Below are 23,397 nucleotides of genomic sequence, written 5' to 3' on the forward strand. Positions count from 1 at the left end.
GCGGCGGGCCGCCAGGGCCGGGGCGGGGCGGGGCGGGGCCACCCTGGCCGGTCGGGGCCGCCCAGGCCAGGTCGGCCGCGCGGCCCGGACCGGCCCGGCCCGGGCCGCTGCGGGTGCCTCCCCGGGTGAGCCGGGGAGGCACCCTGCCCGGGAAGGCCGGGCAGTCCCGGCGGGAACCTGACGTATGCCCGTCCTACCTGATGGGGCGGTGGACGTTCTCCCGCTGGGACGGGCCCGGTGTCGCGTCCGCGATCCACGGGCCGTCGCCGGACGGGTCGACGACGCCCCGCTCCAGCCACTCGTACGCGCCGCCTAGTACGCCCTTGACGACCTTGCGGTCGACGTCGTCGGTGTTGGTCCACAGGCGGCCGAAGAGTTCCTCGACGCGGATGCGGGCCTGGCGGCAGAAGGCGTCGGCGAGCTGGTAGGCCTCGCGGCCGTGGTCGCCCTCGGCGCACAGGTGCTCGGCGCGGACGCAGGCGGCGCTCATCGCGAACAGCTCCGCGCCGATGTCGACGATCCGGCCGAGGAAGCCCTGCTTGGTCTCCATCCGGCCCTGCCAGCGGGACATGGCGTAGAAGGTGGAGCGGGCGAGCTTGCGGGCGGTGCGTTCGACGTAGCGCAGGTGCCCGGACAGGTCCTGGTGGCCGGACGGGTGGAAGTCGGCGTACGAGCGCGGGAGCTGTCCCGGTCCCGCGACCAGTTTCGGCAGCCACTTGGCGTAGAAGACGCCCGCCTGCGCGCCCGCCCGCGCCTTGTCGGACAGGGTCTTGTCGGGGTCGATCAGGTCGCCGGCCACCGAGAGGTGGGCGTCGACGGCCTCGCGCGCGATCAGCAGGTGCATGATCTCGGTGGAGCCCTCGAAGATGCGGTTGATGCGCAGGTCGCGCAGGAGCTGTTCGGCGGGGACCGCGCGTTCGCCGCGGGCTTCCAGGGAGGCCGCGGTCTCGAAGCCCCGGCCGCCGCGGATCTGGACCAGCTCGTCGGCCATCAGCCAGGCCATCTCGGAGCCGTAGAGCTTGGCTAGGGCGGCCTCGATGCGGATGTCGTTGCGGTCCTCGTCGGCCATCTGGGAGGAGAGGTCGAGGACGGCTTCGAGGGCGAAGGTGGTCGCCGCGATGAAGGAGATCTTCGAGCCGACCGCCTCGTGCAGCGCGACCGGCTTGCCCCACTGCTCGCGCACCGCCGACCACTCGCGGGCGATCTTCAGGCACCACTTGCCGGCGCCGACGCACATGGCGGGCAGGGAGAGGCGGCCGGTGTTCAGGGTGGTCAGGGCGATCTTGAGACCGGCGCCCTCGGGGCCGATGCGGTGCGCGGCCGGCACGCGCACCCGGTGGAAGCGGGTGACGCCGTTCTCCAGGCCGCGCAGGCCCATGAAGGCGTTGCGGTTCTCGACGGTGACGCCCTCGGAGGCGGCCTCCACGACGAAGGCGGTGATGCCTCCCCTGCCGCCCGTCCCGTCCTCGGACTTCGGGACGCGGGCCATGACGACCAGCAGGTCGGCGACGACGCCGTTGGTGGTCCACAGCTTCACGCCGTCGAGGACGTAGTCGTCGCCGTCCCGGACGGCCGTGGTGGCCAGGCGGGCCGGGTCGGAGCCGACGTCCGGCTCGGTCAGCAGGAACGCCGAGATGTCGGTGCGGGCGCAGCGCGGCAGGAACGTGTCCTTCTGCTCCTGGGTGCCGAACATCTTCAGCGGCTGCGGCACGCCGATCGACTGGTGGGCGGAGAGCAGCGCGCCGATCGCGGGGTTCGCGGATCCGACCAGGGCGAGGGCCTTGTTGTAGTAGACCTGGGTGAGGCCGAGGCCGCCGTACTTGGTGTCGATCTTCATGCCGAAGGCGCCCAGCTCCTTCAGCCCGGTGATCACGTCGTCCGGGATCCGTGCGTCGCGCTCGATCACGGCCCCGTCGATCTTCGTCTCGCAGAAGTCGCGCAGCTTGGCGAGGAACTCCTCGCCGCGCTGGACGTCCTCGTCGGCGGGGAGCGGGTGGGGGTGGATGAGGTCGAGGCGGAAGCGGCCGAGGAAGAGTTCCTTGGCGAAGCTCGGCTTGCGCCAGTCCTGTTCGCGGGCCGCCTCCGCGACCTGGCGGGCCTCACGTTCGGTGACGGTGGGTCGGGAGGAGGGGGTGGGTGGTGCGGACATGAGGCTCACCTCGCCGCGAATCGGCATCGGGGGAGGTACGTCCACGAAGATCGCCGGGATGATCGCCGGGATTCGTCATACGCGAACTTGCGGACGTACGTTACTAGTCGGTGCTACCCGATCGTATGTACCCGATCCCGGGCGCTCCCACCACCCTTCGTGCCGCCGTTCGGCCGATGACCGCAGGGAGGACGGGAGGCGGACGGGGGGCGGACGGGGGGCGGCCAGAGCAAGAAAGAAAGGTGTCGAAGCGCTTCGACAACCTATGGACACCCACCCCGGCTGAGGCTACTGTCGAACCACCCTCACCCGCTGTTGTCCACCCCGCGCGCTGTCGAAGCGCTTCACAAAGCTTGGAGAGCTGGATGGTCACCCTCGCCGAGGTCGCCCAGCACGCCGGAGTCTCGGCAAGCACGGTGAGCTATGTCCTCAGCGGCAAGCGGTCCATCTCCACCACCACCCGGCAGCGGGTCGAAGAGAGCATCCGCACGCTCGGCTACCACCCGAACGCCGGCGCCCGCGCCCTGGCCAGCAGCAGGTCGAACATCATCGCGCTGATGATCCCGCTGCGCACGGACATGTACGTGCCGGTGATGATGGAGATCGCCATCGCGGTCGCGACCAGCGCGCGCAGTCACGGGTACGACATCCTGCTGCTCACGGGTGAGGAGGGCCCCGACGCGGTGCGCCGCGTCACCGGCAGCGGGCTCGCCGACGCGATGATCCTGATGGACGTCGAGCTCGACGACGAGCGGCTGCCCCTGCTGCGGGGCACGGACCAGCCGTCCGTGCTGATCGGTCTGCCCGCCGACACCACCGGGCTGACCTGCGTCGACCTCGACTTCCGGGCGACCGGCGCACTGTGCGTGGAGCATCTGGCGAAGCTGGGGCACCGCGACATCGCGGTCATCGGCGAGGCTCCCGGGGTCTACGAACGGCACACCGGCTTCGCCGAGCGCACCCTCGACGGGCTGCGCACCCGGGCGCGGGAGCTGGAGCTGCGGCTGCTGCACCGCCCCTGCGAGGGCGGGTACGACGCGATGGCCGCGACCCTCGCCCGCGTCTTCGACGAACGCCCGGACACCACGGGCTTCGTCGTCCAGAACGAATCGGCGGTCGAGCCGCTGCTCGCCCTGCTGCGCCAGCAGGGCCGGGCGGTGCCCGAGGACGTGTCGGTGGTCGCGGTCTGCCCCGAGCAGGTCGCCACCCAGGCCTCGGTCCGGCTCACGTCGGTCGCCGTGCCGGCGCAGGAGATGGGCCGGCATGCCGTGGAGCAGCTGGTCGCCAAGCTGGACGGGCGCGGGAGCGACGAGGTCGTGCTGCTCGCGCCGGAGCTGACGGTCCGGGCCAGCTCGGGGCCGGCACCCGTCCGGCCGTAGCTCACGCGACCGGCCCACCGGAGGCCGCCCGGCCGCCCTCCCGCGCACCGCGTCACCGCCCGCCCTGCCACGCACCGCGTCACCGGTCCGCACCGCCTGCCTTCCGGCGGGTGCGCGCTGGACGGACGCGTGGACGGGCGAGACGTACGAGGGCGGGGCGTCCGTGACGGTGGACGCGCCGCTGGACCGCATCCCGCTGTTCCCGCGGGACGGCGCCGAGCTGCCGGTGGCCCAGGAGTAACGGTTCCGCCGGAGGGAGAGGGTTGCCGGGTGGGACATCGGGTCAACTTACTAGCAGTGCCGTACGGTTGACCGCCATCGAAAGGCAAGACGTGCCCTCGACTCCCCTCGCCCTCCGGCTCGCCGACCTGGTGCTGCGGCCGGCGTTCCGATCCCGGCACACGCCCGACCGGACCTTCGACCGGCTCCTCGCACGGGCGGGACGGGCGGAGGGCGACGAGCGGTTCGCCGACGACTTCCGCTCCCTGCTGCGCTGGTGGGCCGGGGCCGAGAACCTCACCCCGGTCGGCTGGCAGTCCGCGCAGTCCCACGTCCGCAGACACCTCGCCAACCGGGCCCGGATCCGGCGGCTGATCGCGGAGCACCCCGACATCGAGCGGCAGCCCGTCGAGAAGCCGGTGTTCGTGGTGGGCCTGCCGCGCACCGCGACGACGCTCACGCACGGCGTGCTGTCCCTGTCGGACGAGCACCGCTGCCCCCTGCTGTGGGAGCTGCTCACCCCCGGCCTGGAGGTACCTCCCTCGGAGCGACGCAAGGCGACGGCGCCCGCCCGCCGGATGGTCGACGGCATCAACCTGCTCACGCCGCGCTTCCGCGACATCCACCCGATGGCCGCCGAAGGCCCCGAGGAGTGCACCTTCGCGCTGCCGCACGCGCTGATGCCGCTCTCCTCGGCACGCATACCCGAGTACCAGGCCTGGCACTACGAGCGGGACTTCGTCCCCGACTACCGCCACCTCAAGCAGGTCTACCAGGTGCTCCAGTACGGCCGTCCGCGCCGCCGCTGGATCCTCAAGTCCCCCATGCACCTGGAGAACCTCGACGCGCTGCACACCGTCTTCCCGGACGCGACCATCGTGTGGACCCACCGCGACCCGGTCACCGTCGTGGCGTCGTTCTGCAGCCTGGTCGAGCACGGCATGGCCGTCAGCACCCGCCCCGTCGACCCGCGCGGCATCGGCGCCACCTGGCTGGAGCTGCTGAGCCGCTCCGCGGCGCGCGGTGTCGCGGCCCGTGCCGCCCTGCCCCGGGAGACGCTGGTGGACGTCCCGTACTCCTGGCTGGGGACCGATCCGGCCGCCGGCGCCCCCAAGCTCTACGCCGCCGTCGGCGCCCGCTGGACCGGCGCGGAGGCCGCCCGGCTCGCCGGGGTCGCCGCCCGCCCCAAGGGCACCCGCCCGCACCGGTACGAGCTGTCCCGGTACGGCCTGACCCGGGCCGACGTCGAATCCGCCTTCGCTGAGTACAACGCGTTGCGGGCCGAGGTCGACCGCGCCTGACGGCACGGCCGGCCCCGGCCCCGGCCCGGGAGCTGTGTCAGCCGCTGCTGACGGACATGCTGTGGGTACGGAAGTCCAGGCCGCCCGGCGACGAGGTGATCTCGTAGCCGAACTGCACGTCGCCGATGGTCTCGTCGCCCATCCAGCCCTTGGTGTCCTTGATCCACTTCAGGATCGGCAGGATCTGGACGCTCCCCGAGTTCGAGTCCGAGGTGCGCAGGAACGAGAAGACCTCGTTGGCGCCGTTGTCGCCCTTGTAGACGTTCCAGGTGTGGCCGCCGAGGGCGACCGTCCCCTGCGGGCTGCCGAGCGGGCCGACGGCTCCGTGGTGGTTGACCCAGAGCATGATCTCGTAGTCGTGGTCCGTGTCCCAGATGTCGTACGACGTGTTGTACGCGCCGGACGACGGGACCGTGACGTCGTACGTGCTGCTGAGCGAGCCGAGGGAGGAGATCGGCTTGTTGATCACCTTCTTGGCGTTCGGGTAGGACTTGATGCCGCCGGTGCCCGGGTGGTCGGCCCGGACTCCCCAGTCGGTGCCGGAGTTGGCCCAGACGCACTGGCTGCCGGCGCCGGAGCCCCAGATGTTGTTGTAAAGGGTGTAGCCGTTCAGCTGCGTGTTGCCCCACTGGTCGCAGGAGTTCCAGACGGCGGCCTGGGCGGGGGCGGCGGCGAGGCCGACGGTGACGCCGAGCGCGAGGGCCGGGGCGAGGAGAGCGGTCAGGGTGCGGGTGCGTGGTGCCATGGCGTTTCCTTCCATGGGTGGGGGGAGGTGCGCGGGGGCTACCGCGTCTTCACGCTGATGACGCGGTCCTCTCCGGCGACGAGGTCGAGCGGTTCGGTGCCGGAGGGAGTCCTGAGTTCGATGCGGTGCGTGCGGCGGGGGCGGAGGACGGCCGTCGCCTCGCCGCCGGGCGTCCAGGCGAGGTCGAGGGCCGCCCCGAACCGGGTGCGTACGCCCCTGATCTCGCCCTTCGGGCAGAACTCCGGGAGGGCGGGCAGCAGCACCAGCCGGCCGGGGGTGGACTGCACCAGCATCTCGATGAGCACGGCCGGGAGGGCGTGCGCGGCGTCCGCGTTGTAGACGTCGCGGTGGGGATAGTGCGCGCTCATCAGGGACGTGTGGAAGAAGTCGCCGTCGAGGACCTGGCCGACGGCGTGGGCGACCCGGTCGCCGTCCCGCAGCCGGGCCGCGATCAGGGCGTGGTGGAGGTGGCCGTGGGCGGAGTCGTTCTCGGCGCCGCGCAGTTCGAGGGCGCGGTGGGCGGCTCCGGCGAGTTCGGGGGTGTCGTACGGGTTGATCTCGTCGAGCGGCCAGACGCCGTAGAGGTGGCTGAGGTGGCGGTGGTCGTAGGTGTCCGTAAGGCCCGGCCGGGCCCATTCGGCGAGCGCGCCGTCGGCGTTGACCCGGTGGGGCGGGAGCCGGTCGGCGAGCGCGCGCCAGCGGTCGGCGTGCTCGGGGTGGCGGTCGGCGGCGGTCAGCAGGGCGTGCCGGGCTGCGGAGAGGTCCATGGCCGCGTCGACGGTGCCCCAACTCGCGTTCGCGGGGCGGTTCTCCGGCGAGTAGGAGGGGACGACGACCACGTGGCCGTTCTCGTCGGTGCGGGTGAGGAAGTCCTCGTAGAACAGGGCGGCTTCGGCGAGCGCGGCGGTGGTGCGGGGGTCGCGGGTGCCGTACGTCTCGTCGTGGTCGACGAGGGGCTTCAGCAGCCAGTCGGCGCCCGCCGTCCACAGGTGCAGGGGGTACTCGCGGCTGAAGTGGTACGTGTGCCCGGACTCGCCGTCGGTGTGCGAGGGGGCGACGACGCCGCGGGTGCCGAAGATCGCGCGGGCGTTGTCCCGCCAGTCCGGGAGCTGCCGGTGGACGAGGGCGGCGTGCGCCTCGGTGACCTCGGGGAGGTCGGCGGCGGCCGCGGAGGCGGTCTGGAGGTTGAGGTTGGCGTTGGTGGTGAACGCCCCCGACCAGGCCGTGTCCCAGTCGCCGGTCCACAGGCCGGTCAGGCGGGGCGGGAGCATTCCGCTGGCCGACAGCAGGTGGTAGCGGCCGGCGGCGAAGAGGCGCTCCAGGAGGGCCGCGCGGGCCGCGCCGCGGGAGCGGTCGAGCAGCGCGGAGCCCGGCAGGGCGCGTTCGGCGGGGTCGGCGGCGAGGTCGAGGGTGACGCGGTCGTAGGCGGTGCGGTGCAGGGCGAGGTGCCGGCCGAGGAGGCGGTCGTACGACGCCCCGTCCGGCAGGTCGCGCAGGGCGCGGCCCTCGGAGACCACGTCCAGCTCGCCGGTGTGCCGGTGCACCCGGGTGAGGAGCAGTACCTCCGTGGCGCCCTCGACGAGTACGCCGGGCGGGACCAGCTTCGTGGTGCCGCCGGTGACGGCGACCAGGGTGACGCCGGTGTACGCCAGGTCGCTGCCGGGGTAGCGGGCGCGCAGGCTGAGCAGGGCGCCCTCGGGGGTGAGGACGGCGCCGTGGCCGACGCCGAGTCCGGCCGGGGCGCCGGGGAGGCGGGGGTCGAGGGACAGGTCGAGGGTGAGGTGCGGCGCGGTGACGCGCTGGACGATCACGTCGTCGGCGCGGGAGACGAAGACGCGGCTGGTCCAGGTGGAGCAGGTGGCGGTCGTCTCGCCGGTGGTGAAGTCGACGGAGCGGTGGTAGGCGGCGTGGGTGTCGCCGGGCGGCCTGTTCAGGCGGACCTGGAAGGCCGGGTGGAAGGGGCGCACCCATTGCAGCGGGCGGCCGTCGGTGAAGCCCTCGGCGGCTGTCGTGTCGCCGGCCAGCAGGCGGTCCTGGAGGGCGGGGAGTTCGGCGGCGAGCCGGGGTGGGCGGCGGTGCTCGTCGCCGTTCGGGCGGACGAGGGTGTGGTGGGTGACGACGACCCGGTCGGCGTTCGGATCGCCGAACACGAGGGCGCCGTGGTGGCCGTTGCCGCTCAGGAAGGCGTCCTCCCAGCGGGCGGCGGGCTCGCGCTCCCAGGTGCCGTGCACGGGCCCGCCGGGCGTGGGGGCGCCGGCCGACGGCGCCCCCGTGACGGGAGAGCCGGTCATCGGGCCGGCTCCGTGAGGACCGCCACGCCGTAGCGGCCGAGGGTGACCCGGTCGGTGACGGTCGCGTCGGTCAGCAGGTCGCGGTGGGTGCCCGGGACGTCGACGGTGACCGGCTCGCGGCCGTGGTGGAGGAGGAAGAGCAGGTCACCGCGGCGTACGGCCTCGACGTCGGCCGGGAGCCCGTCGAGCACGGGGCGGGCACCCGCGTCGGCGGCGGCGCGGGCGAGCAGGTCGCGCAGCGCGTCCGGCTCGGGGAGGGTGGAGAGGTACCAGGCCCGGTCCTTGCGCAGGACGGCCGGAAGTCCGTCCAGCTCGCCCCCCTTGTAGAGGACGGTCTCCGTGGCGGTGCCGTCGGGCTCGATCTCCTCCGACCAGAGGGTGCCGCGGAAGCCGTCGCAGGCGGTGGTCCCGTCCGCCTCCAGGGGCCACCACTCGTGCAGGACGCGGATGCCGAACAGCTCGCGCAGCCGGGCGTCCATGCCGCCGGCCCTGACCCGGTCGTCCTCGTCGGCGACGCCGGTCTGGAAGCCGCAGACGAGGGTGCCGCCGCCGCGGACGTAGGCGAGGAGGTTGTCGATCGCCGCGTCCGTGAGCGCGTACAGCTGGGGTACGAAGACCGCCCTGTACGGGGTCAGGTCGTGCTCCGGGTGGGCGAAGTCGGTGGTGAGGTGGGCCTCCCACAGTGCGCGGTGCCAGGCGCGCAGGACGTCGGTGTAGTCGAAGGCGGTGGAGGGGCGGCCGTCCTGGGCGCCGGCCCACCAGGAGTGCCAGTCGTGCAGGACGGCGACGTCGGCGGTGATCGTGGCGTCCGCCGCGTGCGGGCCGAGCGTGGCGAGGTCGGTGCCGAGCTGTTTGACCTCCTGGTACGTACGTCCCCGCGCCCCCGCGTGGGAGACCATCGCGGAGTGGAACTTCTCGGCGCCCTGCCTCGACTGGCGCCACTGGAAGTAGCAGAGGGCGTCCGCGCCGCGGGCCACGGCCTGCAGCGACCACAGGCGGTTGAGGCCGCGCGGCTTGGGGTGGTTCGCGCCGCGCCAGTTGACGGGTCCGGCCGCCTGCTCCATGAGCATCCAGGGGCCGCGCGCCTGGGAGCGGGTCATGTCCTGGACCAGGGCACCCTCCTGCGCGCCGAACGGGTCGCGCGGGTCGGGGTAGAGGTCGACGGAGACGACGTCCTCCTCCCCGGCCCAGCGCCAGGCGTCCTGACCGGACCACAGCGGCATGAAGTTGGTGGTCACCGGGATGTGCGGGGTGTGGCGGCGGACGATGTCGCGTTCGGCGGCGTAGCACTCCAGGAGCATGTCGGAGGTGAAGCGCCGGAAGTCGAGGACCTGGGTGGGGTTCTTGAGGTAGTGGGTGCGGCGGGCCGGCAGGATCTCGGCCCAGTCGCCGTAGCCCTGGCTCCAGAAGGCGGTGCCCCAGGCGGTGTTGAGGGCGTCGAGGCTGCCGTACCGGTCCTGGAGCCAGCGGCGGAAGCGGGTGGCGGCCTCGTCGCCGTGGTCGTAGGTGCAGTACTCGTTGTTGATGTGCCACATGGTGAGGGCGGGGTGGCCGGCGTAGCGGGCGGCCAGGGCCTCGGTGATGGCGGCGGCGTGACGGCGGTAGGTGGTGCTGGAGTGCGAGAAGTGCTGGCGGCCGCCCCACCACTCGGTGCGGCCGTCCTCGTCGCGGGGCAGGGTGTCCGGGTGGAGGTGCCCCAGCCAGGGCGGGGGCGAGGCGGTGGGGGTGGCGAGGACGACGCCGATGCCGTGCGCGTGCATCAGGTCCATCAGGCGGTCCAGCCAGCCGAAGTCGTGCACGCCGGGGCGCGGTTCGAGCTTCGCCCAGGAGAAGACGCCGAGGGTGACGGAGTTGACGCCGGCGTCCTTCATCAGGCGGACGTCCTCGTGCCAGGTCTCCTCGGGCCACTGCTCGGGGTTGTAGTCGCCGCCGTAGAGGATGCGGTGGCGGGTGGTGTCCGACAGGTTGGGCATCAGCGTGGCTCCCCGTACTGGATGCCGCGTCCGTTGGTGGCGAGGTAGACGCGGCCGTATACGCGGGGATCGCCGGTGATCGTCTCGCCGGTCCACCCCCACTGGTGCTGGTCGTCGTTGATCCGCGTCCAGCTCTTCGCCTCGTCGTCGGAGCGGTGGACGGCGGTGACGGCCCCGATGGAGCCGACCTGGTAGATCGCCGGGTAGCCGGCGCCGTGGGCGGCCTTGCCGAAGCCGAGGGTGTGGGAGGACCGGCAGCTCTCCACCTTGGTGAAGGTGCGGCCGCCGTCGGTGGAGCGGTGCAGGCCGTTGTCCTTGGTGCTCAGCCACAGGTCGCCGGTGCGGCCGGGCGCCGCGACCACCTTGTACTGGCTGTCGCCGGCGGGCAGCCCGGTCGCACGGGCGGTGAAGGAACGGCCGCCGTCGGTGCTGGCGAGCAGCGTTCCCGTGTCGGTGTCGTACGCGTAGAAGAGCGCCGGGTCGGCCGGGTCGGCGACCGGCGTGGCGCCCTTCGGGAAGGAGGGGATCTCGGACCAGGTCGTGCCGTTGTCCGCCGAACGGTGGGCGGGGTACTTCGTGCCGTCCCAGTGCACGAAGGACCACAGCAGCACGCTGCCGTCGGCGTTGGTGGCGATCGGTCCCGGTGCACTCGGGGCGAGGCCGGGCTGGGCCGCGAAGGGCGCCCAGGTCCGCCCGCCGTCGTGGGAGTACGCGCCGTTGCCGTGATCGCCCCAGCCCGTCCGGACGACGTACGCCGGTCTGCGTGCCGCCTGTGCGAGTCCGGTCGCCGACCCGGACACCGGGTTCGTCGCCATGCCGTCCGCCGGGGACGCCGTGAGCCGTTCGTGGTACATGACGCCGATGTCCCGGGACCCGCTGAGCAGGTGCGCCCGCCCGGTCGGGGGCGAGATCAGCTGGGTCACGGACGTCTCCTCCAGGCCGCGGATCTGCGGGGCCCAGCGTCTGAGGTCGCGGGTGCCGTAGAGGGTGGCGCCGGTGCCGTACACGAGGTGCTTCGAGTCGAACGGGTCGAGGGCGACGGCCTGGATCCACCAGCCGAACTTGGGCTTCCCCTCGCCCCACTCGAGGTACGGGGTCTCGGAGACGTCGAGGACGGCGGAGTCCTTCAGGGACGTCCAGGTCCGGCCGCCGTCGGTGGTACGGAACAGGGTGTCGACCGCCGCCCAGCGGTTGTTGGTGGAGACGACGGCGGTGCCGGGGCGGCGGGCGTCGACGGCGACGCCGCCGTAGCCGAAGCTGTCGGCGGAGCCGTCGTCGGTGGTGCCGCCGGGCCGGACGGGCGTGACCTCGGTCCAACGGCCGTTGACCGTGCGGAGCTTGTGCACACTGCCGGTGGACTGGCCGTTGGGGCCCGGTGCGTCGGCGTACGTCACGTACAGCTCGCGGGTGTGCCGGTCGTACGCGGCACGGACCGGGACCTTGGCCGCGGTACCGGAGGGCTGCCCGGGAACGGGCTCCCAGGTGGTGCCGTCGGACGTGCGGAAGAGGTTCGGCGCGGTGCCGCCGGCGTCGCCCCAGCCGGCGTAGACGGTGCGGCCCGCGGCCACGAGGAGGGTGACGCCCTGGCCGGTGGCGCCCGGGGCGGCCGGGAAGCCGGTGGCGGGGGCCCAGGTGGCGCCCCGGTCCGTCGACTTCCAGAGGCCGTCGTGCCGGGTGCCCAGCCACAGGGTGTCGCTGTCGCGCGGGTCGACCAGGAGCCGCTCGCCGGTGCCCCGGCCGTCCTCGTTGGCACCGAGCTTCACGGTGAGGTCGGTGCGCCGCCAGGTCCTGCCCCGGTTCTCGGAGCGCAGGACCGCGCCGTTGGCCGACCAGGCCTGGGAGTAGGTGCCGCAGGCCAGGTAGAGCCGGTCCGGGTGGGCGGGGTCGACGGCCATCGCCTCGACGCCGAGGAGGTTCCAGTCGTCCCAGCCGAGGTGGTCCAGGAGCGGGATCCAGCGGTCGGTGCGGTCGTCCCAGCGGTAGGCGCCGCCGATGTCGGTGCGGGCGTAGGCGAGCCCGCGGACGCGGGGGTGGAACAGGACGCCGGTGATGAACCCGGTACCGCCGATGACGACGTTGCGCCACCGGTAGGCGGGGGCGGCGGGGGCGTCCGCCGTGCCCTCGGCGGCGTGCGCGCGTCCGGGTGCGAGGGGGACCGCGGTGAGCGCGGCGACGGCCGCGGTCCCGGCGAGTACGGAGCGCCGGCTCGGGCTGCGTGACGCGGACGCATGCATGACATACCTCGGTTCTGTGCGGCTCGGGGGCGGAGGTGGGCAGGGCGGACCGGGGCCGTCGTGGCCGGCCGCTGGACAGGAGCGGCCGGCCACGACGGGGCTGGGAACAGGCACGACGGGGCTGGGAACGGCCACGGCGGGGCCGGGACCGGGCACGAGGGGCGTCAGCCCTTCACGGCGCCGGTCAGCATCCCCTTCTTGAAGTGACGCTGGACGAACGGCGACAGCACGGCCACCGGCAGCAGGGCCATGACCATCACCGCCATCTGCACGGCGAGACCGGAGAGCTCACCGGTCTTGATCGCCTGGCCGAGGCCGACCGGCGCCTCCTGCTTCTGCACGAGCTGGATCATCACGTTCTGCAGGGGCAGCATGTCCTGGTCGTTCAGGTACAGGGAGGCGTTGAACCAGGCGCTCCAGTAGCCGACTGCGTAGAACAGCGTGATCACCGCGACGACCGCGCGGGAGAGCGGCAGGACGATCTGCCACAGGATGCGCAGGTCACCGGCGCCGTCGATGCGGGCGCTGTCGATCAGCTCCTGGGAGATGCCCATGAAGAAGCCGCGCAGCACCAGGATGTTGAAGACGCTGATCGCGCTGGGCAGGATCAGCGCGAGATAGCTGTCCGTCAGCCCCAGGGACTGCACCAGCAGGTAGGTGGGGATGAGACCGGCGCTGAAGAACATCGTGGCCAGCAGCACCATGAGGATCCAGCGGTGGCCGAGTGAGCCGCTGCGGGACAGCCCGTAGGCGCACAGCACCGACACCGCCATCGAGAACAGGGTGCCGACGAGGGTGATGCCGATACTGACGAGCGCGGCGCGGGTGACCTGGCCGCCGCTGAGCAGTTCCTGGTAGGCGACGAAGGTGATGTCCGTCGGGATCATCACCAGCCCGCCGGCCTCGTCGATGGCCTTGCGCGAGGAGAGGCTGGTGACGACGACGATCCACAGCGGGAACAGGATGGCCAGGCAGGCCAGCAGCAGGACCAGCCCCTTGCCGGCGAGGCCGGCCCGGCTGGGTTTCTCCTCCCACACCGGACGGGGCGGGGCCGCCCACCGGCTGGGCTTCCGCGCGGGCTTGTCGATCGCGGCGGTCACTTCCTGAACGGCGGTCACTTCTTGTACACCCCCTGCTCGCCCATGAGGTGGGCCACCTTGTTCGCTATCAGGACCAGTCCGAGGCTGATGACGCCCTTGACGAGACCGGCGGCGGCCGCGTAGCCGAAGTCCTGGTTGCGGACGCCGTTCCACCACACGAAGGTGTCGAGGACCTCCGCGGCGCCTGGTCCGACGGCGTCGCGTTGCAACAGGATCTGTTCGAAGCCGACCGTCAGGGCGTCGCCGACGCGCAGCACCAGCAGCAGGGCGATGACCGGGCGCAGCGCGGGCAGCGTGACGTGCCACATGCGGCGCCAGCGGTTGGCGCCGTCCATCGCGGCGGCCTCGTACAGGTCGGGGCTGACCGAGGCGAGCGCGGCGAGGAAGACGATGATCCCCCAGCCGGCGTCCTTCCACACGCTCTGCGCGGTGACCAGGAACTTGAAGGTGTCCGGGTCGGTCATGAGGCTGAGCCCGTCGTACCCGTGGTCGCGCAGCAGCTGGGACAGCAGCCCGGCACCGCCGAACAGCTGCTGGAAGACGGCGATGACCAGCACCCACGAGAAGAAGTGCGGCAGGTAGAGGATGGCCTGCGAGATCGCCCGCACCCGGGGCCGGACCACACTGTTGATGAGCAGCGCGAGCAGGATCGGGATCGGGAAGTACAGCACCAGCTGGAGGACGAACAGCAGCAGGGTGTTCTGCACCGAGTTCCAGAAGGCCGAGTCCTCGAAGATCCGCTGGAAGTTCTCCAGGCCCACCCACGGGCTGTGCAGGATGGAGACGATCCCGTTGTCGCTGATGTAGGGGTCGTACTCCTGGAAGGCGACGACGTTGCCGAGGATCGGCACGTAGTTGAAGAGCAGCACCAGCAGCACGGCCGGCAGTGTCATCAGCACCAGCACGCGGTCACGCCGGAACCTCAGCCTGAGGCTCAGTTTCCCCGTGTGCGGCTTCGCCTCGCGGGAGCCGGCGGCGTCGTCGGACGCCACCGGGGTCTTCTTCGTCGCATCGGCCTCGGCTCTGGTCCGGGGCACCGTGTTGTGGGACACGGCCGTTCTCCTTGCCTCGGTACCGGTCAGCTCGCCGCCGTGCCGTTCTCGTCGAGCAGCTTCTTGTACCAGTCGCGCAGCTCGTCGCCGCCCTTGCTCTTCCAGTCGGAGACGGCCTGCTGCACGTCGCTGATCGACTTGCGGCCGCGGATGACGTCGTCCTCCAGCTGCTCGAAGTCGTTGGAGAGGTTGGTGTAGCGGGCGGGCTCGGTGATCTGCATGCCGTAGAACGTGGGCTTCTTGGTGAAGGCCCCCATCCGCTGCTGCCACTCGACCTGTCCCTTGGCGACCTCGGGGAAGTCGGGGTGGGCGATGGTCGCGGCGGGGCTCGCCACCATCACGTAGGCGTTCATCACGTCGATGTTGCCCTGGTCGGTCTTGGTGGGCACGCCGTCCTTGACGGTGTAGTGGGTGCCCTCCACGCCGTAGTTGGTGGCCATGTACTCCTTGGTGCCGTACGGCGCGGCGGTGACGTTGGCGACGGCCAGCACGTCGCGGATCACGGACTCGGACGCCTTCTTGTTGACGAAGGCGAAGATGCTCGCCGGGTTCTGCGCCCACAGCGTGGGCTCACCGCCGTCGTGCCCGAAGAAGTCCATGCCCCAGACCTTGAACCCGGGGTTCTGGGTGGCCTGTTCGGCGGTGCGGCTCCACCACTGGGAGATGTCCTGGTTGTAGATGAGGAACTCCCCGGCGGCGAACTTGGGCCCGGGGTCGGCGGCGTTGCTCTTGCCCAGCTTGGCGTCGGGGTGCACGACGCCGGCGGCGAACAGCTTGCGCGTCCACTCCAGGGCTTCCAGGTACTCGTCGGTCTCGATGCGGTAGACCAGCTTGCCGTCGACCTGGTTCCAGCCGAGCGACTTCTCGTTGCCGGAGAGCACGCCGAAGGCGTTGAAGGCGGTCCACTTCATGTCCAGGCAGGCCCAGCGCTTGGCCTTCGCGTTGGTGGCCTCCTTGGCCAGTGCCATGAAGTCGTCGCAGGACCGGGGGACTTCGTAGCCCTCCTTCTCGAAGATGTCCAGGCGGTACAGGGGCACGACGCCGGACACGTACGAGGACGGCATCGGCAGGCCGCGCAGCTTGCCGCCGAAGATGGAGCGCTGCCAGGCGTCGGTGGGGATCGCCGCGAGGTTGGGGAAGTCCTTGACCGCGTCGCCGGAGAGGTAGGGGCCGAGGTCGGCGAACTTGCCGATGATGGCGCTGGGTATCTTGCCGGTCATGTTCCAGCCGGGCACGACCACCACGTCGGGCACCTCGCTGGAGGCGAGGACCGCGCCGAGCTTCTGGTCGTAGGTGTTGCCGTCCTGGTTCTGCCAGACCACGTCGACGCCGATGAGGTCGTTCATCGCCTTGTAGTAGGCGTTGTCCTCCTTCGGCGGGGACCCCCAGAACGGCGACATGACGGTGACCTTGCCGCCCTTGCCGAGCTTCTCCGGCACCGAGGTCTTCAGGCTCGCGAGGTCGAGCTTGCTGGTGAAGCCGACCGCGGAACCGTTCTTGCTGGGGATGTCGGGGGTGACCACGTTGCTGGCCACGTAGGCCGGCAGCAGCTTCTTGGCTTCCTTGCCCGACGTGGTGCCGTCCCGCGAACCTCCGTCCGACCCACCGCCGCACGCGGAGAGCAGCGGCATCCCTCCCGCCACCGCTGCGGTGGCTACCGCCGTGGAGGCGAGGAACTTTCTCCGGCTGGGACCGGAGGCGGCGTTCGGCGTCATTGCGTCAACCCTTCGTGGCGCACCAGGACACCCGGCGGTGGCCGTCGGCTGCGGTGTCTTGAGTGGAACTGGCTGAGCTGAAGCGGTCGTCGGAGGAACGCCCGGCTTCCGTCGCACCCCCAGGTGCACTTCCGAGCCAGAGCCTCTTAGTCGAAGCGCTTCGATGTTGCTGCGAGGTTAAGTGAACGCCTGGGGGTGCACAAGAGTCGATTGCAGAATTCCTCCGAGGTATCGGTGGGGCGAGGGTGGCCGAACCGGGTCATGTGACCCTTGGATTGCGATGACAAGTCGGAGGGGATGTGCGGAAGTGTCTTGACACCCACCCCTGGGGCCAATGAGCATCGAAGCGCTTCGAAAGCGTCTCGCCGCTCCATCGCAAGGGGAACTCCACGTGACCGCACCCACGCCGCCCACGCCGCCTTTCCGTGATCCGCACCTGCCGTTCGCGAAGCGCGTCGACGACCTGATGTCGCGGCTCACGCTCGACGAGAAGACCGCGTTCCTGCACCAGTTCGCGCCGGCCGTCGAACGGCTCGGCATCGCCGCCTTCCGCACCGGCCAGGAGGCCCTGCACGGCGTGGCCTGGATGGGCCCGGCGACCGTGTTCCCGCAGGCCGTCGGCCTCGGCGCCACCTGGAACGACGACCTGGTGCGCCGGGTCGGCGACGCGGTGTCCAGGGAGGCCCGCGCGATGCGCGCCCGGGACGACCGCGTCGGCCTCAACGTCTGGTCCCCGACCGTGAACCTGCTGCGCCACCCTCTGTGGGGACGCAACGAGGAGGGCTACTCCGAGGACCCGAGGCTCACCTCGGCCATCGCCACCGCCTACACCCGAGGCCTGCGCGGCGAACATCCGACGTACTGGCGCACCGCGCCCGTCCTCAAGCACTGGCTCGCGCACAACAACGAGACCGACCGGGACACCTGCTCGTCGTCCGTCCGCCCGCGCGTCCTGAACGAGTACGACCTGCGTGCCTTCCGCGAGACGGTCGAGGCGGGCGCGGTGGCCGGGGTGATGCCGGCGTACAACCTGGTCAACGGCCGCCCCAACCACGTCTCCCCGTACCTGCGGAGCCATCTGCGCACCTGGACCCAGGACGACCTCCTGGTCTGCTCGGACGCGGGCGCCCCCTCCAACCTGGTCGACTCCGAGCACTACTTCGACACCCACGAGGAGGCGACCGCCGCCGCGCTGCGGGCCGGGGTGGACAGCTTCACCGACCACGGCACGGACTCCTCGAAGATCGTCGCCCGGGTCCGGGGCGCCCTCGACCAGGGCCTGCTGACCGAGGCCGAGGTGGACGCGGCCGTGCGCCGGCAGCTGTCGGTCCGCTTCCGGCTCGGCGAGTTCGACCCGGAGCACGACCCGCACGCCGTCACCGCGGACACCGCCGCCGCCGACTTCGACACACCGGAGCACCGCGCGCTGGCGCTGGAGGCGGCCGAGCAGGCGGTCGTCCTGCTCAAGAACGACGGCGTACTGCCGCTGGCCGACGGCACCCGGGTCGCCGTCGTCGGTCTGCTCGCCGACGAGTGCAAGCTCGACTGGTACAGCGGCACGCTCATCCACCGTGCCACTCCGCTGGAGGGCCTGTACGAGCGGTTCGGCGCCGACCGCGTGAGCTTCGCGGAGGGCGTGGACCGGGTCCGGCTGAAGACGGCCGCCGGTACGTTCCTGTACGTGCCCCCGTCCGACGACTCCCCCGGCAAGGCGCGCGGCACCGAGGGCGCCCTCGACCCGGCCCTGCTGGCCGGCCGCACCGACCTGCCGCCCCTCACCACCGACGCGGCCGGCAGCGAACTCGCGCTCGTCGACTGGGGTGAGGGCGTCCTCACCCTGCGCGCGCCGGACGGCCGCTACCTCTCGGTCGCCGAGGACGGCTACCTCCGCGCCTCCGCCGACCAGCCCGGCGGCTGGGTCGTGCAGGAGACGTTCCGCCTGGAACCGCACGGGAACGGGCACCTCCTCCGGCACCTGGGGACGGGTCGTCACGTCCAGGTCGCCGCCGGCGGTGTGAAGGTTGCCGCCCCGGACGCCTCCCCGAGTGGCGAGGCCCCGGAGGTCTTCGAGCTGGTCGTCGCCGAGCGCGGCGAGGACGCGGTGACGCGGGTGGCGGCCGAGGCGGACGTGGTCGTGGTGGTCGCGGGTAACGACCCGCACATCAACGGCCGGGAGACCGAGGACCGTACGACGCTGCGGCTGCCCGCCCACCAGGAACGCCTGCTGCGCGCGGCCCGCGCCGCGAACCCGAGCACCGTGCTGACGCTGGTGTCCGCGTACCCGTACGCCGTCGACGCGGAGGTGCTCCCGGCGGTGCTGTGGACCGCGCACGGCGGCCAGGCGGGCGGCACCGCGCTGGCCCGGGTCCTCGCCGGTGACGTCTCCCCCGCCGGGCGGCTCCCGCAGACCTGGTACGCCGACGACTCCGACCTGCCCGATCTGCTCGACTACGACGTGATCGGCGGCCGCCAGACCTACCTGTACTTCGAGGGGACGCCGCTGTTCCCCTTCGGGCACGGCCTGTCGTACGCGTCCTTCTCGTACGCGGACCTGACGACGCGGGTCCAGGACGGGAAGGTCTCCGTGTCCTTCACGGTCACCAACACGGGGGCCGTCACCGCCGACGAGGTGGCCCAGCTCTACGTCCGCGCCGAGGACCCGTCGGTCCCGCGTCCGCGCCGCGAACTGCTGGCCCACCGCCGGCTCACCCTCGCCCCGGGCGCCACGGCGGAAATCTCCTTCGACGTCCCGCTGTCCGCGTTCGCGTTCTGGGACGTCGCGCAGGACCGGTGGCGGCTCGAGCCGGGCCCGTACGCCCTGCTGGTGGGCGCGTCCAGCGAGGACGTACGCCTGTCGGAGACCGTGTCCCTGGAGGGCGAACCCGCCGCGCCGCGCCCGGTCCGCGAACGCGGCCTCGACGCGGCCGGCTTCGACGAGCAGAGCGGTACGGAGATCGTCGACCGGACGAAGGCGGCGGGCGAAGCGGTGACGCCGGTGGCGGGCCGGACGGGCGAACTGCTGTTCCGCGACTGCGACTTCGGTTCCGGCGTCACCGGCGTGACCGTGACGGTGGCGGGCGGCGAGGGCACCGTGGAGATCGCCCTCGACGGCGGCCCGGCATCGGCGGTGCTGTCTTCGACGACGCACACCTCAGGACCGTACGACTACGTGGAGCTGGGTGCCCGGCTGACCGCCGAGGGCGTCCACGATCTCCGCATCGGACTGCGCGGCACTCTGCGGCTCGCGCACGTCGGCTTCTCCGGCTGAGGGTCCGGAGGAAGCCGGCACGATGAAGGGGCCCGGCACCGGTACCCACCGGCGCCGGGCCCCCGACTCGCCGCCCCCTACTACCTCTACGGCCTCTACCGGAACGTCGCCGCGCTCCCGCTCGCCCTCACCGCCACCACCTCCCCCGCCGCGAGTCCGCTGCCCGGGCGTCCCCGCTCTCGGAGGAGGCGCGTCCGTCGCCGCACGGGACCGGCCGCCCTCGGCCACTGCCGCTCCTACGAGCCCGCTGCTTCCGGGCCCACCGGGCGGTCCGCCGTGACCAGCCAGGACGTGCTGCGCAGCCGGACCGTGCCGTCAGCCGCCCCGTAGCCGCGCAGATGGTCCGTGAGCGTGTGGCGGGCACGGCCCTGTGCGGCCGTGTCGACCTGGCCGAGGGAAGTGGCGCCGACGGCCCGAGCCCCCGCACAGTGGGCTCGGGCCGTCGGCCTTCTCGGGTGTCTCAGAGCGCGAGGCCCGTCAGGACCAGCACCCGCTCGTACGTGTAGTCGTCCATCGCGAACCTCACGCCCTCGCGGCCCACGCCGGACTGCTTGGCGCCGCCGTACGGCATCTGGTCGGCGCGGTAGGAGGGGACGTCGCCGATGACGACGCCGCCGACCTCCAGGGCGCGGTGGGCGCGGAAGGCGGCCTGGAGGTCGTGGGTGAACACGCCCGCCTGGAGGCCGTACTTGGAGTCGTTGACGGCGGCGAACGCCTCGGTCTCGCCGTTCACCTTCTGCACGCTGAGGACGGGGCCGAAGACCTCCTCGCGGGCGAGGGTGGTGCCGTCCGGGAGGTCGGTGAGGACGGTCGGCGCGTACGAGGCGCCGTCGCGCTTGCCGCCGGTGTGGAGGGTGGCGCCGGCCTCCACGGCCTCCCGCACCCAGGCCTCGACGCGCTCCGCGGCGGCCTCGCTGACCAGCGGGCCGACGTCCGTCGCGTCGTCGTTGGGGTCGCCGGTGACCTGGGCCTCGACGGCGGCGACGATACGGGGCAGCAGACGGTCGTAGACGGCGGCGTCGGCGATCACGCGCTGCACGGAGATGCAGGACTGGCCGCCCTGGTAGTTGGAGAAGGTCGCGATGCGGGTCGCGGCCCGGTCCAGGTCCTCGTCGCTCGCCCAGTCACCGAGGACGACGGCCGCGCCGTTGCCGCCCAGCTCCAGGGTGCAGTGCTTGCGCGGGACCGAGTCCATGATCGCGTAGCCGACCGTCTCGGAGCCGGTGAAGGAGATGACCGGCAGGCGCTCGTCCTGGACGAGGGCGGGCATACGGTCGTTCGGGACCGGCAGGATGCTCCACGCGCCGGCGGGCAGGTCGGTCTCGGCGAGCAGCTCGCCGAGGACCAGGCCGGAGAGGGGGGTGGCGGGCGCGGGCTTGAGGATGATGGGCGCGCCCGCGGCGATCGCGGGGGCGATCTTGTGGGCGCACAGGTTCAGCGGGAAGTTGAACGGTGCGATGCCGAGGACGACGCCCTTCGGGAAGCGGCGCGTGAGGGCGAGGCGGCCCTGGCCGCCGGCGTCGGTGTCGAGGCGCTGGGCCTCGCCGCCGTTGAAGCGGCGGGCCTCCTCGGCCGCGAAGCGGAAGACGGACACCGCGCGGCCGACCTCACCGCGGGCCCACTTGACCGGCTTGCCGTTCTCGGCCGAGATCAGGCGGGCGATCTCCTCGGTGCGCTCGGCCAGGCGCCGGCTGACGTGGTCCAGCGCGGCGGCGCGGACGTGGGCGGGGGTGGCGGCGAACTCGTCCCGTACGGCGTACGCGGCGGCCACGGCCTCCTCGACCTGGGCGTCGGTCGGCACGCTCACCGTGCCGGCCAGGCTGCCGTCCCAGGGGGACGTGACGTCGAAGGTGGCCTCGCCGGTGGCCTGGCGGCCGGCGAGCCAGAAGGCGTGGGTGGAAGTCATTGTCGAGTCCCGGCCCTTCCGCGTTGGGGTGTGTACGGGGGTGCGGGTCCACGGTAGGGCGAGAGGCGACGGACGGTGGCTGTCCTGGTCGTAGTGGTGAGGGCGGGCGCTTCGACGTTTTGGCCATGTGCGGGAGGCGGGCCGGGATGCCGAGAGGTGTCCGGGTGCGATGCGGTGCCGGGGGCGCCAGACTGGAACCTGGTCCGGTCAGATCCGTGTGCGGATGAGGAGGATCCGCGTGGGCTTCGAGCGGCTTCCCCTGGGGGCGCTCTTCTCCGGCGCCGAGGACTCGCTGTTGTCCGCGATGGCCGACGCCCCCACGGAGGCGGTGAAGCAGGCCCACGAGTACCGCATCCTGCGGGGCATCCTGGACGGGACGTCGGCCGCGGTGGCCGTCCTCGACGAGGACCTGCGCTTCCGCTACGTCAACCCGGCCATGGCCTGGATGAGCGGCGTGCCGTCCGCGACGTTCCACGGCCGGACCATGGCCGAAGTCCTGCCGGACGTCCACCGCTCGGAGGAGACCCTGCGGATGGTCCTGGTCGACGGCCGGCCCCGGGCCCTGTCGGTCACGGGTACGACCCGAACGCGTTCGCCGTTCCGGAACCGGCAGTGGAGCGCGGTCTACCACCGCCTGGAGGAGGACGGCCGGGTGCTGGGTCTGTGCGGCATCGCGGTGGAGGTCAGCGGACTGCGGCAGTACGTGGACGACCTGGAGAAGGCTCACCAGCGCCTCGCCCTGCTGGATACCGCGGCCGCCCGGATCGGCACCACGCTCAGCGTGGAGAAGACCTGCGCCGAGCTGGCCGAGTTCGTCGTCCCCAGTCTGGCCGACCGGGCGTCGGTGTGGACGCTGGACAGCGACGAGAGCACGGACGTGGCACCACCGGCCCCCGGCATCCTGCGACTGCGCATCAGGGCCTCGGCCGGCGGCCCGGACGTCGTCGGCCGCATAGGGCTGGTCGCGGAGGCCGGGTACTTCTTCGACGTCACGCGCGAGTCACCGGTCCGACGGTGCCTGGACACGGTCCGGCCCTGGGTGGGCAACCTCGCCACGGACGAGGTGCTGCAGAAGATGACGCGCACCCCGCTCAACCTGGCGGTGTTCCGCGAATCCGGGATCCACTCCGTTCTGGTGGTCCCCCTGCCGACCCGGGACCACCCCGTCGGCATCGTCTACCTGTGCCGGGCCGGCGATTCCGCCCCCTTCACCGACGAAGACTCCGTGGTGGTCCAGGAGCTGGCCTCCCGGGCCGCCGTCGCCATCGACAACGCTCACCAGTACACCCTCGAACACACCATGGCGCTGGAGCTGCAGCACGCCCTGCTGTCCGAGCCCGGCGTCCCGCATCCGGACATCGAGACGGCCTCCCGCTATCTTCCCGCGGGACGCCGCGCGCTGGTGGGCGGTGACTGGTTCGACTCGATCGCCCTGCCGTCGGGCTGCACCCTGCAGGTGATGGGCGACGTCATGGGCCACGGTTTCACGGCGGCCGTCGCCATGTGCCAGTACCGCTGCCTCGTACGCAGCGTCGCCGCCTCCGGCGTCCCCGTCGAGCGGATCCTGCAGGAGGCCGACCACCGGCTGGCCGGCCTCGGCCTCGACCGGGTCGCCACGTGCCTGCTCGCCCTCATCGACCCCGGCCGGCGCACCTGCACACTGGCCGGCGCGGGGCACCCTCCCCCAGCGGTGCTGTACCCCGACGCCCGCACCGAGCTTCTGACCGCCCCCACGGGACCGCCGCTGGGGACCGACCTCGGCTCGTACGAGGCCATGACCACGCCCCTGCCGCCCGGAGCCGTGCTGCTGATGTACACGGACGGACTGATCGAACAGCGCGGGACGGACATCGACGCCTGCGTGCGGCGACTGACCAGTCTGCACCTGGACGTCGGCGGCCCCTTGGAGAGCGTCCTCGACGCCCTCCTCGCCCGGCTGCTGCACGGCCAGGCCGAGGACGACATCACCCTCCTGGCCACCCGGTTGCGCACGCCCCGGCCAAGGCGCCGAGGATGACCGGACCGCGCGGCCGGCCGGGGGGCGGGCGTCTGCGCTGCGGCCGGC

Annotated in this window: 13 protein-coding genes and 1 pseudogene; 5 read left to right on the plus strand and 9 right to left on the minus strand. The window is 72.3% G+C overall.

Annotation, left to right across the window (positions count from 1 at the left end; translation table 11 throughout):
• Window positions 1-193 precede the first annotated feature (193 nt).
• Window positions 194-2,149 carry an acyl-CoA dehydrogenase family protein gene (locus ACP4J0_RS20525; RefSeq protein WP_426600127.1) on the minus strand — a complete coding sequence of 652 codons (1,956 nt, stop codon included), beginning with the start codon at window positions 2,147-2,149 and terminating at the stop codon, window positions 194-196.
• A 365-nt stretch (window positions 2,150-2,514) separates the two neighbouring features.
• Here ACP4J0_RS20525 and ACP4J0_RS20530 point away from each other — a divergent pair, with 365 nt between their 5' ends.
• From ACP4J0_RS20530 to ACP4J0_RS20540, 3 genes and pseudogenes are all read left to right on the plus strand, one after another.
• Window positions 2,515-3,528, plus strand: a complete 1,014-nt coding sequence (locus ACP4J0_RS20530) for a LacI family DNA-binding transcriptional regulator (protein ID WP_426600128.1) — start codon at window positions 2,515-2,517, stop codon at window positions 3,526-3,528.
• Between the two features lie 88 nt (window positions 3,529-3,616).
• A pseudogene (locus ACP4J0_RS20535) lies at window positions 3,617-3,769 on the plus strand (hypothetical protein); the annotation flags it as partial.
• A 91-nt stretch (window positions 3,770-3,860) separates the two neighbouring features.
• On the plus strand, window positions 3,861-5,048 hold the full coding sequence (locus tag ACP4J0_RS20540) for a sulfotransferase family protein (RefSeq protein WP_426600129.1): 1,188 nt from the start codon (window positions 3,861-3,863) through the stop codon (window positions 5,046-5,048).
• A 37-nt stretch (window positions 5,049-5,085) separates the two neighbouring features.
• Here ACP4J0_RS20540 and ACP4J0_RS20545 read toward each other — a convergent pair whose 3' ends face one another.
• The 7 genes from ACP4J0_RS20545 to ACP4J0_RS20575 all read right to left on the minus strand — a co-directional run bounded on the left by ACP4J0_RS20545 (window position 5,086) and on the right by ACP4J0_RS20575 (window position 16,158).
• Window positions 5,086-5,793 carry a glycoside hydrolase family 12 protein gene (locus ACP4J0_RS20545; protein ID WP_426600130.1) on the minus strand — a complete coding sequence of 236 codons (708 nt, stop codon included), beginning with the start codon at window positions 5,791-5,793 and terminating at the stop codon, window positions 5,086-5,088.
• A 38-nt stretch (window positions 5,794-5,831) separates the two neighbouring features.
• Window positions 5,832-8,084, minus strand: a complete 2,253-nt coding sequence (locus ACP4J0_RS20550) for a glycosyl hydrolase family 95 catalytic domain-containing protein (protein WP_426600132.1) — start codon at window positions 8,082-8,084, stop codon at window positions 5,832-5,834.
• A complete protein-coding gene (locus ACP4J0_RS20555) occupies window positions 8,081-10,057 on the minus strand; it encodes a beta-galactosidase (RefSeq protein WP_426600133.1) in 1,977 nt (658 codons plus the stop codon). The genes ACP4J0_RS20550 and ACP4J0_RS20555 overlap by 4 nt, the downstream gene beginning before the upstream one ends.
• A complete protein-coding gene (locus ACP4J0_RS20560; RefSeq protein WP_426600134.1) occupies window positions 10,057-12,291 on the minus strand; it encodes a WD40/YVTN/BNR-like repeat-containing protein in 2,235 nt (744 codons plus the stop codon). Before ACP4J0_RS20560 ends, ACP4J0_RS20555 begins: the two co-directional genes overlap by 1 nt.
• A gap of 164 nt (window positions 12,292-12,455) precedes the next feature.
• Window positions 12,456-13,391 carry a carbohydrate ABC transporter permease gene (locus tag ACP4J0_RS20565; RefSeq protein WP_426600214.1) on the minus strand — a complete coding sequence of 312 codons (936 nt, stop codon included), beginning with the start codon at window positions 13,389-13,391 and terminating at the stop codon, window positions 12,456-12,458.
• Window positions 13,392-13,405: 14 nt separating this feature from the next.
• Window positions 13,406-14,443 (minus strand): ABC transporter permease, encoded by a 1,038-nt coding sequence (locus ACP4J0_RS20570; protein WP_426600135.1) that lies wholly within the window; start codon window positions 14,441-14,443, stop codon window positions 13,406-13,408.
• Between the two features lie 26 nt (window positions 14,444-14,469).
• Complete coding sequence (locus ACP4J0_RS20575) at window positions 14,470-16,158, minus strand: extracellular solute-binding protein (RefSeq protein WP_426600136.1); 1,689 nt, start codon at window positions 16,156-16,158, stop codon at window positions 14,470-14,472.
• Window positions 16,159-16,549: 391 nt separating this feature from the next.
• Here ACP4J0_RS20575 and ACP4J0_RS20580 point away from each other — a divergent pair, with 391 nt between their 5' ends.
• On the plus strand, window positions 16,550-19,426 hold the full coding sequence (locus tag ACP4J0_RS20580; RefSeq protein WP_426600137.1) for a glycoside hydrolase family 3 C-terminal domain-containing protein: 2,877 nt from the start codon (window positions 16,550-16,552) through the stop codon (window positions 19,424-19,426).
• A 460-nt stretch (window positions 19,427-19,886) separates the two neighbouring features.
• Here the strand turns inward: ACP4J0_RS20580 and ACP4J0_RS20585 are convergent, their stop codons facing one another.
• Entirely contained in the window at window positions 19,887-21,332 is a 1,446-nt protein-coding gene (locus ACP4J0_RS20585; protein ID WP_426600138.1) for an aldehyde dehydrogenase family protein, read from the minus strand.
• A gap of 238 nt (window positions 21,333-21,570) precedes the next feature.
• On the opposite strand from ACP4J0_RS20585, the gene ACP4J0_RS20590 reads away from it, so the two are divergent.
• A complete protein-coding gene (locus ACP4J0_RS20590; RefSeq protein WP_426600139.1) occupies window positions 21,571-23,349 on the plus strand; it encodes a SpoIIE family protein phosphatase in 1,779 nt (592 codons plus the stop codon).
• Window positions 23,350-23,397: the final 48 nt, after the last annotated feature.

This window comes from Streptomyces sp. WG7 (assembly GCF_049975785.1).
In the GTDB taxonomy this organism is placed as follows: domain Bacteria; phylum Actinomycetota; class Actinomycetes; order Streptomycetales; family Streptomycetaceae; genus Streptomyces.

What these genes read in the sequence shown, in the direction of transcription:
- ACP4J0_RS20525 (WP_426600127.1), bottom strand. Translation starts at nt 2,149, where the DNA reads ATGTCCGCACCACCCACCCCCTCCTCCCGACCCACCGTCACCGAACGT.
- ACP4J0_RS20530 (WP_426600128.1), top strand. Translation starts at nt 2,515, where the DNA reads ATGGTCACCCTCGCCGAGGTCGCCCAGCACGCCGGAGTCTCGGCAAGC.
- ACP4J0_RS20545 (WP_426600130.1), bottom strand. Translation starts at nt 5,793, where the DNA reads ATGGCACCACGCACCCGCACCCTGACCGCTCTCCTCGCCCCGGCCCTC.
- ACP4J0_RS20550 (WP_426600132.1), bottom strand. Translation starts at nt 8,084, where the DNA reads ATGACCGGCTCTCCCGTCACGGGGGCGCCGTCGGCCGGCGCCCCCACG.
- ACP4J0_RS20555 (WP_426600133.1), bottom strand. Translation starts at nt 10,057, where the DNA reads ATGCCCAACCTGTCGGACACCACCCGCCACCGCATCCTCTACGGCGGC.
- ACP4J0_RS20560 (WP_426600134.1), bottom strand. Translation starts at nt 12,291, where the DNA reads ATGCATGCGTCCGCGTCACGCAGCCCGAGCCGGCGCTCCGTACTCGCC.
- ACP4J0_RS20575 (WP_426600136.1), bottom strand. Translation starts at nt 16,158, where the DNA reads ATGACGCCGAACGCCGCCTCCGGTCCCAGCCGGAGAAAGTTCCTCGCC.
- ACP4J0_RS20585 (WP_426600138.1), bottom strand. Translation starts at nt 21,332, where the DNA reads ATGACTTCCACCCACGCCTTCTGGCTCGCCGGCCGCCAGGCCACCGGC.